This window comes from Pseudomonas sp. JAI115, from assembly GCF_014200835.1.
In the GTDB taxonomy this organism is placed as follows: domain Bacteria; phylum Pseudomonadota; class Gammaproteobacteria; order Pseudomonadales; family Pseudomonadaceae; genus Aquipseudomonas; species Aquipseudomonas putida_A.
In genome coordinates this window covers 505,834-517,628 of sequence record NZ_JACHCY010000003.1, presented here as the reverse complement: position 1 = coordinate 517,628, position 11,795 = coordinate 505,834, and the positions used below count along the sequence as shown (strand labels likewise).

General features: G+C 61.2%; 12 protein-coding genes. 8 read left to right on the top strand and 4 right to left on the bottom strand.

What is annotated here, in order from left to right; all coding sequences use genetic code 11:
- Positions 1–18: 18 nt before the first annotated feature.
- From HDC30_RS10325 to HDC30_RS10310, 4 genes are all read left to right on the top strand, one after another.
- Positions 19–912, top strand: coding sequence for an SMP-30/gluconolactonase/LRE family protein (locus HDC30_RS10325; protein WP_183782758.1), 894 nt, complete (start codon positions 19–21; stop codon positions 910–912).
- 64 nt (positions 913–976) lie between these two features.
- Positions 977–1,948 (top strand): TRAP transporter substrate-binding protein, encoded by a 972-nt coding sequence (locus tag HDC30_RS10320; RefSeq protein WP_135295485.1) that lies wholly within the window; start codon positions 977–979, stop codon positions 1,946–1,948.
- A gap of 76 nt (positions 1,949–2,024) precedes the next feature.
- Complete coding sequence (locus HDC30_RS10315; protein ID WP_183782756.1) at positions 2,025–2,552, top strand: TRAP transporter small permease; 528 nt, start codon at positions 2,025–2,027, stop codon at positions 2,550–2,552.
- A complete protein-coding gene (locus HDC30_RS10310; RefSeq protein WP_027613212.1) occupies positions 2,552–3,832 on the top strand; it encodes a TRAP transporter large permease in 1,281 nt (426 codons plus the stop codon). The genes HDC30_RS10315 and HDC30_RS10310 overlap by 1 nt, the downstream gene beginning before the upstream one ends.
- Positions 3,833–3,934: 102 nt before the next feature.
- Here the strand turns inward: HDC30_RS10310 and HDC30_RS10305 are convergent, their stop codons facing one another.
- From HDC30_RS10305 to HDC30_RS10295, 3 genes are all read right to left on the bottom strand, one after another.
- Positions 3,935–4,735 carry a sulfite exporter TauE/SafE family protein gene (locus HDC30_RS10305; protein ID WP_183782755.1) on the bottom strand — a complete coding sequence of 267 codons (801 nt, stop codon included), beginning with the start codon at positions 4,733–4,735 and terminating at the stop codon, positions 3,935–3,937.
- Between the two features lie 9 nt (positions 4,736–4,744).
- Positions 4,745–5,989, bottom strand: a complete 1,245-nt coding sequence (locus HDC30_RS10300) for an FAD/NAD(P)-binding oxidoreductase (protein WP_183782754.1) — start codon at positions 5,987–5,989, stop codon at positions 4,745–4,747.
- Between the two features lie 165 nt (positions 5,990–6,154).
- Positions 6,155–6,496 carry a helix-turn-helix transcriptional regulator gene (locus HDC30_RS10295; RefSeq protein ID WP_007965280.1) on the bottom strand — a complete coding sequence of 114 codons (342 nt, stop codon included), beginning with the start codon at positions 6,494–6,496 and terminating at the stop codon, positions 6,155–6,157.
- A 91-nt stretch (positions 6,497–6,587) separates the two neighbouring features.
- Here HDC30_RS10295 and HDC30_RS10290 point away from each other — a divergent pair, with 91 nt between their 5' ends.
- Complete coding sequence (locus HDC30_RS10290) at positions 6,588–7,451, top strand: MBL fold metallo-hydrolase (protein ID WP_183782753.1); 864 nt, start codon at positions 6,588–6,590, stop codon at positions 7,449–7,451.
- A gap of 93 nt (positions 7,452–7,544) precedes the next feature.
- Here HDC30_RS10290 and bkdR read toward each other — a convergent pair whose 3' ends face one another.
- Positions 7,545–8,033: a Bkd operon transcriptional regulator BkdR gene (bkdR, locus tag HDC30_RS10285; protein WP_027613216.1), complete on the bottom strand. Its 489-nt coding sequence runs from the start codon at positions 8,031–8,033 to the stop codon at positions 7,545–7,547.
- A gap of 185 nt (positions 8,034–8,218) precedes the next feature.
- On the opposite strand from bkdR, the gene HDC30_RS10280 reads away from it, so the two are divergent.
- Genes HDC30_RS10280 through HDC30_RS10270 form a run of 3 tightly spaced genes read left to right on the top strand, consistent with a single transcriptional unit; the run spans position 8,219 to position 11,795 of the window.
- A complete protein-coding gene (locus tag HDC30_RS10280; RefSeq protein WP_003224001.1) occupies positions 8,219–9,454 on the top strand; it encodes a 3-methyl-2-oxobutanoate dehydrogenase (2-methylpropanoyl-transferring) subunit alpha in 1,236 nt (411 codons plus the stop codon).
- 1 nt (position 9,455) lies between these two features.
- Positions 9,456–10,514 carry an alpha-ketoacid dehydrogenase subunit beta gene (locus HDC30_RS10275; RefSeq protein ID WP_003224000.1) on the top strand — a complete coding sequence of 353 codons (1,059 nt, stop codon included), beginning with the start codon at positions 9,456–9,458 and terminating at the stop codon, positions 10,512–10,514.
- Positions 10,515–11,795, top strand: a complete 1,281-nt coding sequence (locus HDC30_RS10270) for a dihydrolipoamide acetyltransferase family protein (protein WP_183782752.1) — start codon at positions 10,515–10,517, stop codon at positions 11,793–11,795. It abuts the gene before it with no gap.

The following is an 11,795-nucleotide window of genomic DNA, read 5'->3' as shown; positions in this document are numbered from 1 at the left end:
CGACGCAAAGGAATGAGTATGCAAGCCGAATTGATCGTCGATGCGCGCAACGCCGTGGGCGAAAGCCCGGTCTGGGTGCCGCAGGAAAACGCGCTGTATTGGGTCGATATTCCCAACGGCGGGCTGCAACGCTGGAGCGCTGACACCGGCCATGTGCATGCCTGGAAAACCCCTGAAATGCTCGCCTGCATCGCCCGTCACAGCGGTGGCGGCTGGGTTGCCGGCATGGAGAGCGGCTTTTTTCATCTGCACCCGCACAGCGACGGCAGCCTCGACAGCGAATGGCTCGCCACCGTCGAGCACAGCCGAGCAGACATGCGCATCAACGATGGTCGCTGCGACCGCCAGGGTCGTTTCTGGGCTGGCAGCATGGTGCTGAACATGGGCCTGAACGCATCCGAAGGCCGGCTCTACCGCTACGGCGCCGGGCAGTCTGGCGTGATCGAAGCGCAACTCGACGGCTTCATCGTGCCCAACGGCCTCGGCTTCAGCCCTGACGGCAAGACGATGTACCTGTCCGATTCACATCCGCACGTGCAATTGATCTGGGCCTTCGATTACGACACCGAGACCGGCACCCCGTCGAATCGGCGGATCTTCGTTGACATGAACCACTTCCCCGGCCGGCCGGATGGCGCTGCCGTGGATGCCGAAGGCTGCTACTGGATCTGCGCCAACGACGCCGGCCTGATTCACCGTTTTGCCCCGGACGGCCGCCTCGATTTCTCGCTGGAAGTGCCGGTGAAGAAACCGACGATGTGTGCCTTCGGCGGCAGCCGCCTGGACACCCTCTTCGTGACCTCGATTCGTCCCGGCGACGATCGCGATCCGCAATCCCTGGCCGGCGGCGTGTTCGCCCTCAATCCCGGAGTCAAAGGCCTGGAAGAACCACTGTTTGACGATTCCCTGTAACACCCGCCTCTGCTGCACCGCTGCGCCTTGAACACAACAATAACAAGACTGGAGACTCACCCCCATGAACTTCAAACGCACCTTGCTGGCCGCTGCACTCCCGCTGATGTTCACCTTCACTGGCGCCGCCCAGGCCCTGCAACTCAAATTCGCTGACATCCATCCCGCCGGTTATCCCACCGTGGTGGCCGAAGAAAACATGGGCAAGACCCTGACCCGGGAAACCAACGGCGAGCTGACCTTCCAATACTTTCCCGGGGGTGTGCTGGGTTCTGAAAAGGAAGTCATCGAGCAGATGCAAGTCGGCGCGGTACAGCTGTCTCGCGTCAGCCTGGGTATCGTCGGCCCGGTAGTGCCGGATGTGAACGTGTTCAATATGCCGTTCATCTTCCGCGACCATCAACACATGCGTAACGTCATCGACGGCGCAGTGGGCGACGAGATCCTCGACAAAATCACCAACTCCGAATTCGGCCTCGTGGCTCTGGCCTGGATGGACGGCGGCACGCGCAACGTCTACACCAAGAAACCGGTACGCAAGCTCGAAGATCTCAAGGGCATGAAGATTCGTGTCCAGGGCAACCCGATGTTCATCGACATGATGAACGCCATGGGCGGAAACGGTATCGCCATGGACACTGGGGAAATCTTCAGCGCCTTGCAGACCGGCGTGATCGACGGCGCGGAAAACAACCCGCCGACCCTGCTCGAACACAACCACTTCCAGAACGCCAAGTTCTACAGCCTGACCGGTCACCTGATCCTGCCAGAGCCGATTGTGATGTCGAAAATCACCTGGGAAAAACTCACCCCGGATCAACAGGCGCTGGTCAAGACCGCCGCCAAGGCTGCCCAGGCTGAAGAGCGCGTGCTGTGGGACAAGAAGTCCGCTGCCAGCGAAGAAAAACTCAAGGCCGCTGGCGTCGAGTTCATCGAGGTCGACAAGAAACCCTTCTACGACGCCACCGCACCGGTGCGGGAAAAGTACGGTGCGAAGTACGCCGACCTGATCAAGAAAATCGAAGCCGTGCAGTAACGCCTCCCGCCCCGTCCTCATTAACCAGGCCCGGCGCACCTGATCACTCAGGCGCGCCCGGTTACGGTGGAACCCGATGAAGAATCTACTGCTGCGTATCAACGACAAGATCTACATGACGTGCATCTGGGTCGCCGGCCTTTCCGTCCTGGCGATTTCCCTGATGATTCCCTGGGGCGTCTTCGCCCGCTACGTGCTGGGCACCGGTTCGAGCTGGCCAGAGCCGACGGCGATCCTGCTGATGATGGTGTTCACCTTCATCGGTGCCGCCGCCAGTTACCGCGCCGGCGCGCACATGGCCGTGGCCATGCTCACCGACCGCATGCCACCGGAACTCAGATCTGCGGCGGCGATATCCTCGCAACTGCTCATGGCGTCGATCTGCATTTTCATGACCATCTGGGGCGCCAAGTTGTGCATGTCCACCTGGAACCAGTTCATGGCGGCCCTGCCCGATCTGCGGGTTGGCGTGACCTATCTGCCGATTCCCGTGGGCGGCTTGCTGACGCTGGTTTTCGTCCTGGAAAAACTCTTGCTCGGTGACCAGAGCAAACGGCGGGTCGTGCAGTTCGATCTGGTTGAAGAAAGTGAAGGTGGCGCTTAATGGACGCTCTGATTCTGCTGGGCAGTTTTATCCTGTTGATCCTCATCGGCATGCCAGTCGCCTATGCGCTGGGCGCCGCCGCGCTGATCGGGGCATGGTGGATCGACATCCCGTTCCAGGCGGTGATGATTCAGGTCGCGTCGGGGGTGAACAAGTTCTCGCTGCTGGCCATTCCGTTCTTCGTCCTGGCCGGCGCGATCATGGCCGAGGGCGGCATGTCCCGGCGTTTGGTGGCGTGTGCCGGGGTGCTGGTGGGTTTTGTGCGCGGTGGTCTGTCGCTGGTCAACATTGTTGCTTCGACCTTCTTCGGCGCGATCTCCGGTTCCTCGGTGGCCGACACCGCGTCGGTGGGCTCGGTGCTGATTCCGGAAATGGAACGCAAGGGCTATCCTCGGGATTTCTCCACCGCGGTGACCGTCAGCGGCTCGGTGCAAGCCCTGCTCACGCCACCCAGCCATAACTCGGTGCTCTACTCCCTGGCCGCCGGTGGTACGGTTTCGATTGCCTCGCTGTTCATGGCGGGCATCGTGCCGGGGTTGCTGATGAGCGCCTGCCTGATGGTGCTGTGCCTGATTTTCGCGAAAAAACGCGACTATCCCAAAGGTGAAGTCATCCCGATGCGCCAGGCGTTGAAAATCGTCGGCGAAGCCCTCTGGGGCCTGATGGCGATGGTGATCATCCTCGGTGGCATCCTCTCGGGGATTTTCACCGCTACGGAATCGGCGGCCATCGCCGTGTTGTGGTCGTTCTTCGTGACCATGTTCATCTACCGCGACTACAAGTGGCGTGAACTGCCGAAGCTGATGCACCGCACGGTACGCACCATTTCCATCGTGATGATCCTGATCGGCTTCGCCGCGAGCTTCGGCTACATCATGACCCTGATGCAGATTCCGGCGAAAATCACCACGCTGTTCCTGACCCTGTCGGACAACCGCTACGTGATCCTGATGTGCATCAACGTCATGCTGCTGTTGCTCGGCACGGTGATGGACATGGCGCCGCTGATCCTGATCCTGACGCCGATCCTGATGCCGGTGATTCTCGGCATCGGTGTCGACCCGGTGCAGTTCGGCATGATCATGCTGGTCAACCTCGGGATCGGGCTGATAACACCGCCGGTGGGTGCGGTGCTGTTTGTCGGTTCGGCGGTGGGCAAGGTCAGTATCGAGAGCACCGTGAAGGCGCTGCTGCCATTTTATGCGGTGCTGTTTCTGGTGTTGATGCTGGTCACTTACATCCCCGCCATTTCCCTGTGGCTACCGCATCTGGTGTTGTAACAGCCTGAAAGATCGCAGCCTCGTTTCACTCAACAGCTCCTGCATGGGAATGCGATTCCTGTAGGAGCTGCCGAAGGCTGCGATCTTTTGATCTGCCAACATTCAGGCACGCAACAACATATACCCCGCCACCAGCAGACACACGCTGGCAAACCCCACCTGCAACGTCCGCGCCGGCACCCGCGCGCAGAGTTTGCGGCCGATGATCATGCCGACGATGCTGGCCACGATAAACGCCGCACCTTGAGCGTCGATGCGCACTCCGGCATGGAAGGAGCCGATCACGCCAATCGCCGAAATCAGGCTGATCACCATCAGCGACGTCGCCACGATCCCGCGCATCTGCACATCGGTCAGTTGCTTGAACGCCGGCACGATCAGGAAGCCACCGCCGACGCCAAGCAAGCCCGAAACCACGCCGGTCACCGCCCCCAGCGCCGCGAGGGTCGCGGTGCATTTGGCGGTCCAGTCGAAACGCCCGGTCTGCTCATTGAGCATGCAGTTTTTCTGCCCCCAGCTCGCGTGGCCGTGGTCGCTCGGCCCCTCTTGCGCACGCTCACGGCGCAGCATGCGCCAGGCCACCATGACCATCAGCAGACTGAAGAGGATCATCAGGATCTTCTCCGGCAACTGGTGCGCAAAATAGATGCCCAGCGGCGAAAACACCGCGCCAAGCGCGGCGATCAGCAGCGCCGCGCGGTAGCGCACCAGACCATGGCGCAAACCGTCGATCGCCCCGACTGCCGCCGCACTACCGACGGCGAACAACGCCACGGGCGCGGCCTGGGTCATGCTCCAGCCGAGGCCAAGCACCAGCGCCGGCACCGCGAGAATTCCGCCACCCGCCCCGGTCAGCCCGAGAATCAGCCCCATCAATACGCCAAACAGACTTGCCAGCAGCATAGGGAGTTCTCAGTCGACTTTGGACAAACCGGTCAGCCACTCGCGGCCCTTGAGCATGCCGTTCCAGTAGAACCACGGCAGCAGCGTCGCCTTGAGGAACCACGCCGAGCGGCGCGGCACGGTCGCATCGAGGGCGAAGGTCGGCAGCAACTTCCCGCCGTACCCGAACTCGGCGAGGATCACCTTGCCCTTCTCCACCGTCAGCGGGCACGAACCGTAGCCGTCGTACTTCAGTGGCAGCGGTTGTTGCTTGCGCAGGGCCAGCAGGTTTTCCGCGACCACCACGACCTGCTTGCGCACCGCCGCAGCGGTTTTCGCATTGCTGGTGCCGCAGATATCACCGAGGCCGAACACCTCGGGGTAACGCGGATGTTGCAGGCTATGCGGATTGACTTCGCACCAGCCGGCAGCGTCGGCCAGCGCACTTTGCGCAATGAAATCCGGCGAGACTTGCGGCGGGACTACGTGCAGCAGATCGAAGGTTTTCGCCTGTGTGGTGAGGTTGCCGTCGGCGTCCTTGATCTCGAACCACGCGGTTTTCGCCGGGCCGTCGACCTTGACCAGGTTGGAGTTGAAGGCCAGTTGCGCGTTGTACTTTTCGATGTACTTCATCAGTGGCGGGACGAAGGTCGCGACACCGAACAACGCGGCGCCGGCCAGGTTGAATTCGACATTGATGTTGTTCAGCACAGCGGTTTTGCGCCAGTGATCGCACGACAGGTACAACGCCTTCTGCGGCGCGCCGGCGCATTTGATCGGCATCGCCGGCTGGGTGAACAACGCCTTGCCGCCGCGCAGTTTCTGCACCTGATCCCAGTTGTACTGCGAGTGCTGATAGCTGTAGTTGGAGGTTACGCCGTGCTGACCGAGGCTTTCCTGCAGGCCTTCGATCTTCTCCCAGGCCAGCCGCAGGCCGGGGCAGACGATCAGGTTCTGGTAAGTGACGCGGCGTTGATCGTTGAGCGTGAGCTGACGTGCGTCGGGATCAACCGCAGTCACTGCCGCCTGAATCCAGGTGGCCTGACGCGGCATCACTTTGCTCATCGGCCGCACGGTGTCCTTGACGTCGTAGGCGCCACCGCCGACCAGCGTCCACGCCGGTTGGTAGTAGTGCTGGGCGCTTGGCTCGATCACGGTGACTTTTAGAGTGGGATCACGCTTGAGCAGACTGGCGACGAAGCCGATGCCGGCGGTGCCACCGCCGATGACCACGATATCGGCACTGATGGATGGGCCCCAGTGTTGATCGTTCATTGCTTGTTCCTTATTGCTGCATGCAAGGATTTCCGGCCATCGCACAAATCCATTGTAGGAGTGAGCCTGCTCGCGATAGCGGTATGTCAGTCTATGAAGATGTTGGCTGATACACCGCTATCGCGAGCAGGCTCACTCCTACAGAGATTGTGTGGTGGCTGACATTTATTGATGGCCCAGGCTTTTCAGCACCGCTCCGCAATACAACCCGGACAGGGTCTTCATCACCTGAATCACTTCAGGACTGGCCAGACCGTAAAAGATGTATTTGCCTTCGCGACGGGTCGCCACCAGCCCTTCATCGCGCAGGATGCCCAGTTGCTGGGACAGGGTCGGCTGGCGCACGCCGGTCATTTTTTCCAGCTCGCCGACGTTGCGCTCGCCCTGGGTCAGCTGGCACAGGATCAACAGGCGATCCTCATTGGCCAGCGCCTTGAGCAGCGCGCAGGCCTTGGAGGCGGACGCCCGCAACTGGGCGACTTCACATTCGGTCAGACTGGATTGCATTTGCACGATGCCTTCAACGTCACTTAAGCTGCGAACATTATGTTTTTAGATAAAGTGTTGCAACCCATTTCCCTGGTTCAGGTTGGTGTCCATGCCCGCGCAGATTGAAGCTTTCCTCGACCCCGCCTCCTCGACCTACAGCTACGTGGTCTATGAAGCCGATGGCGGGCAGTGTGCAATCGTCGATCCGGTACTCGATTACGACGGCGCTGCCGGTCGCACCTGCACCGCGCAGGCCGACAAAATCATCACCTTCGTCCGAGAACACCACTTGCAGGTGCAATGGCTGCTGGAAACCCACGCCCACGCCGACCACCTGTCCGCCGCGCCGTACCTGCGCCGCGAACTGGGCGGCAAGATTGCGATCGGCCAGTCGATCAGCAAGGTGCAGAACGTGTTCAAGGCGCTGTTCAACCTGGAACCGGAATTCTGCGTCGACGGCTCGCAGTTCGATCACCTGTTCGCACCGAACGAATCGTTCATGATCGGTAACCTCAAGGCCACCGCCCTGCATGTGCCCGGCCACACCCCGGCGGACATGGCTTACCTGATCGACGGCGAACAGATTCTGGTCGGCGACACGCTGTTCATGCCCGACGTCGGCACCGCCCGCTGCGACTTCCCCGGCGGCAACGCGCACCAACTGTTCAACTCGATCCACAAACTGCTGGCCTTCCCCGCCAGTGTCAAACTCTACGTCTGCCACGATTACCCGCCCGAAGGCCGCGCCGCGCAGTGCCAGACCACCGTTGGCGAACAGCGCAAGAGCAATATTCATGTGCATGACGGGATTGATGAAGCGGCGTTTGTCGAAATGCGGACAAAGCGTGACGCCGGGCTGGGCATGCCGACGCTGCTGTTGCCGGCGATTCAGGTGAATGTGCGGGCGGGGAACATGCCGCCCGCCGAGGACAATGGTGTGGTTTATTTGAAAGTGCCGATCAACAAGCTCTAGAAGCAAAAGATCGCAGCCTTCGGCAGCTCCTACAGGAACACGGTTTATGCGTGCTCTGTGTAGGAGCTGACGAAGGCTGCGATCTTTTGATTTTCAGGACCCGAGGGTCAACCCATTCGCCGGCAACGGCAACGCCGTCTTGTAGCGCACCTGCTTCAAGGCAAAACTCGACCGAATGTTCGCCACCCCCGGCACCTTGGTCAGAAAGTCCATCATGAACCGCTCCAGCGCCTGAATCGTCGGCACCAGCACCCGGATCAGATAGTCCGGGTCGCCGGCCATCAGGTAGCACTCCATCACCTCGGGGCGATCGGAAATCGCCTCTTCGAAATGCTGCAACGCCTCCTCGACCTGTTTCTCCAGGCTGACGTGAATGAACACGTTCACGTGCAGGCCCAGCAGATCGGCATCCAGCAGCGTCACCTGCTCGCGAATCAGGCCCAATTCCTCCATCGCCTTGACCCGGTTGAAACACGGCGTCGGCGACAGATTCACCGAGCGCGCGAGGTCGGCGTTGGTGATGCGCGCATTCTCCTGAAGGCTGTTGAGAATGCCAATGTCGGTACGGTCCAGTTTGCGCATGAGACAAAACCACCTGTTTTTTATGTTTATGCAGAATTTCTATCTGCAAATCGTCTCCAGCGCAACGAAACAGAGAGAAATATTCTTCTTGGCCGGGCCTATGATTGTTGTAGGACAAGATTTCTTTCACCCAAGAATGATTGCCAGCTCACTACAAGAAATTCACAAGATCGAGCGTAGAAGCCATGACCCAAGCGTATGAACCGCTGCGTCTGCACGTCCCTGAACCCTCGGGCCGCCCAGGCTGCAAAACCGACTTCTCCTACCTGCATCTGACCGATGCCGGCACGGTGCGCAAACCCTCCATTGACGTAGAACCCGCCGACACCGCCGACTTGGCGCGCGGGCTGATTCGTGTGCTCGACGACCAGGGCAACGCCCTCGGCCCCTGGGCTGAAAACGTGCCGGTCGAGATCCTGCGCAAGGGCATGCGCGCCATGCTCAAGACGCGGATCTACGACAACCGCATGGTGGTCGCCCAGCGTCAGAAGAAAATGTCGTTCTACATGCAGAGCCTTGGCGAAGAAGCCATCGGCAGCGCCCAGGCCCTGGCCTTGAACATCGACGACATGTGCTTCCCGACCTACCGCCAGCAAAGCATCCTGATGGCCCGCGAAGTGCCGCTGGTCGACCTGATCTGCCAACTGCTGTCCAACGAGCGCGATCCACTCAAGGGCCGGCAGTTGCCGATCATGTACTCGGTCAAGGACGCCGGTTTCTTCACCATCTCCGGCAACCTCGCCACCCAGTTCATTCAAGCCGTCGGCTGGGGCATGGCCTCGGCGATCAAGGGCGACACGAAAATCGCCTCGGCGTGGATCGGTGACGGCGCCACCGCCGAATCGGACTTCCACACCGCCCTCACCTTCGCACACGTTTACCGCGCGCCGGTGATCCTCAACGTGGTCAACAACCAGTGGGCGATCTCGACCTTCCAGGCCATCGCCGGGGGTGAAGCCACCACTTTCGCCGGACGCGGCGTCGGTTGCGGCATCGCCTCGCTGCGCGTCGATGGCAACGACTTCTACGCGGTCTACGCCGCTTCCGCTTGGGCTGCCGAACGCGCCCGGCGCAACCTCGGCCCGACCATGATCGAATGGGTCACCTACCGCGCCGGCCCGCACTCGACCTCCGACGATCCGTCGAAATACCGTCCTGCCGATGACTGGAGCCACTTCCCGCTGGGCGACCCGATTGCCCGCCTGAAGCAGCACCTGATCAAGGTCGGCCACTGGTCGGAAGAAGAGCACGCCGCCGTCAGCGCCGAGCTCGAAGCCGAAGTGATTGCCGCGCAGAAACAGGCCGAACAGTACGGCACCCTCGCCGGCGGGCAGATTCCAAGCGCCGCAACCATGTTCGAAGACGTCTACAAAGAGATGCCGGAGCACTTGAAGCGCCAGCGTCAGCAGTTGGGGATTTGACATGAACGATCACAACAACAATATTCAGTTGGAAACCGCCATGACCACGACCACCATGACCATGATCCAGGCCCTGCGCTCGGCCATGGATGTGATGCTTGAGCGTGACGACAATGTGGTGGTGTTCGGTCAGGACGTCGGCTACTTCGGCGGCGTGTTCCGTTGCACCGAAGGCCTGCAGACCAAGTACGGCACCTCGCGGGTATTCGACGCGCCGATCTCCGAAAGCGGCATCGTCGGTGTTGCGGTGGGCATGGGCGCTTACGGCCTGCGCCCGGTGGCCGAGATTCAGTTCGCCGACTACGTCTACCCGGCTTCCGACCAGATCATTTCCGAAGCGGCGCGCCTGCGTTATCGCTCGGCCGGCGAGTTCACCGCGCCGATGACCCTGCGCATGCCGTGCGGCGGCGGGATCTACGGCGGCCAGACCCACAGCCAGAGCATCGAGGCGATGTTCACTCAGGTCTGTGGTCTGCGCACCGTGATGCCGTCCAATCCTTATGACGCCAAAGGCCTGCTGATCGCCTCCATCGAAAACGATGATCCGGTGATCTTCCTTGAGCCGAAACGCCTGTACAACGGCCCGTTCGACGGCCACCACGACCGTCCGGTAACCCCGTGGTCGAAACACCCGCAAGCCCAGGTGCCGGACGGTTACTACACCGTGCCGCTGGACGTCGCCGCGATCACTCGTCCGGGCAAGGACGTGACCGTATTGACCTACGGCACCACCGTGTACGTGTCGCAAGTTGCCGCTGAAGAAAGTGGCGTTGACGCCGAAGTCATCGACCTGCGTAGCCTGTGGCCGCTGGATCTGGAAACCATCGTCAAGTCGGTGAAGAAAACCGGTCGCTGCGTGGTGGTGCACGAAGCCACCCGTACCTGCGGTTTTGGCGCCGAGCTGGTGTCGCTGGTGCAAGAGCATTGCTTCCATCACCTGGAAGCGCCGATCGAACGCGTTACCGGTTGGGACACCCCCTACCCGCACGCGCAAGAGTGGGCGTATTTCCCAGGGCCGTCCCGAGTGGGCGCGGCGTTGAAACGGGTCATGGAGGTCTGAATGGGCACGCACGTTATCAAGATGCCGGACATCGGCGAAGGCATCGCAGAAGTCGAACTGTCGCAGTGGCACGTCAAGGTTGGCGATCTGGTGGTTGAAGACCAGGTGTTGGCGGACGTGATGACCGACAAGGCAATGGTCGATATTCCATCGCCGGTGCACGGAAAGGTCATTGCGCTCGGCGGTCAGCCGGGTGAAGTGATGGCGGTCGGCAGTGTGCTGATCAGCATTGAAGTTGAAGGCGCCGGGAATCTGAAAGAGTCCGCCGCGCCAGCACCGGTTGCTGCGCAAGAGCCGCCTGCTGCTCCGAAAGTTGAAACAGTTGCCGAGAGCAAACCTGCCGCTGCTGCTGGGCCGCGCCCGGCACCGGTTTGCCAGGGCCCGATGGTTGCCCGCGAGGCCGATGAACGTCCGCTGGCCTCGCCGGCCGTGCGCAAACATGCGCTGGATCTGGGCATTCAATTGCGTCTGGTGCGCGGTTCCGGCCCGGCCGGTCGTGTGCTGCACGAAGACCTCGAAGCCTATCTGGCGCAAGGTCAGTCGAACGCTTCGGCGCCGGCAGCTGCCGCGTACGCCCAGCGTCACGATGAAGAACAGATTCAAGTAATCGGCATGCGCCGCAAGATTGCCCAGCGCATGCAGGACGCCACCCAGCGTGCCGCACACTTCAGCTACGTCGAGGAAATCGACGTTACCGCGATTGAAGAACTGCGCGCGTATCTGAATGAAAAACACGGCGCCAGCCGGGGCAAGTTGACCTTGCTGCCGTTCCTGGTCCGCGCACTGGTCGTCGCCCTGCGTGACTTCCCGCAGATGAACGCCCGTTACGACGACGAAGCCCAGGTCATCACCCGCCTCGGCGCAGTGCATGTCGGTGTCGCCACGCAGAGCGATGTCGGCCTGATGGTGCCGGTGGTGCGTCACGCCGAAGCGCGCAGCCTGTGGGACAGCGCCGCGGAAATCTCGCGTCTGGCTAACGCCGCACGCACTGGCAAGGCCAGCCGCGACGAATTGTCTGGTTCGACCATCACCCTGACCAGCCTCGGTGCGCTGGGCGGCATCGTCAGCACCCCGGTGCTGAACCTGCCGGAAGTGGCTATCGTCGGCGTGAACAAAATCGTCGAACGGCCGATGGTCATCAAGGGCCAGGTGGTGATCCGCAAGATGATGAACCTCTCCAGCTCCTTCGATCACCGCGTGGTCGACGGCATGGACGCGGCGCTTTTCATCCAGGCCATTCGTGGCTTGATCGAACAACCCGCAACCCTGTTTGTGGAGTGA

Coding starts and splice junctions, on each gene's coding strand:
- HDC30_RS10320 (WP_135295485.1), top strand. CDS start 977: ATGAACTTCAAACGCACCTTGCTGGCCGCTGCACTCCCGCTGATGTTC.
- HDC30_RS10305 (WP_183782755.1), bottom strand. CDS start 4,735: ATGCTGCTGGCAAGTCTGTTTGGCGTATTGATGGGGCTGATTCTCGGG.
- HDC30_RS10310 (WP_027613212.1), top strand. CDS start 2,552: ATGGACGCTCTGATTCTGCTGGGCAGTTTTATCCTGTTGATCCTCATC.
- HDC30_RS10270 (WP_183782752.1), top strand. CDS start 10,515: ATGGGCACGCACGTTATCAAGATGCCGGACATCGGCGAAGGCATCGCA.
- HDC30_RS10300 (WP_183782754.1), bottom strand. CDS start 5,989: ATGAACGATCAACACTGGGGCCCATCCATCAGTGCCGATATCGTGGTC.
- HDC30_RS10275 (WP_003224000.1), top strand. CDS start 9,456: ATGAACGATCACAACAACAATATTCAGTTGGAAACCGCCATGACCACG.
- HDC30_RS10295 (WP_007965280.1), bottom strand. CDS start 6,496: ATGCAATCCAGTCTGACCGAATGTGAAGTCGCCCAGTTGCGGGCGTCC.
- HDC30_RS10325 (WP_183782758.1), top strand. CDS start 19: ATGCAAGCCGAATTGATCGTCGATGCGCGCAACGCCGTGGGCGAAAGC.
- HDC30_RS10280 (WP_003224001.1), top strand. CDS start 8,219: ATGACCCAAGCGTATGAACCGCTGCGTCTGCACGTCCCTGAACCCTCG.
- HDC30_RS10315 (WP_183782756.1), top strand. CDS start 2,025: ATGAAGAATCTACTGCTGCGTATCAACGACAAGATCTACATGACGTGC.
- HDC30_RS10290 (WP_183782753.1), top strand. CDS start 6,588: ATGCCCGCGCAGATTGAAGCTTTCCTCGACCCCGCCTCCTCGACCTAC.
- bkdR (WP_027613216.1), bottom strand. CDS start 8,033: ATGCGCAAACTGGACCGTACCGACATTGGCATTCTCAACAGCCTTCAG.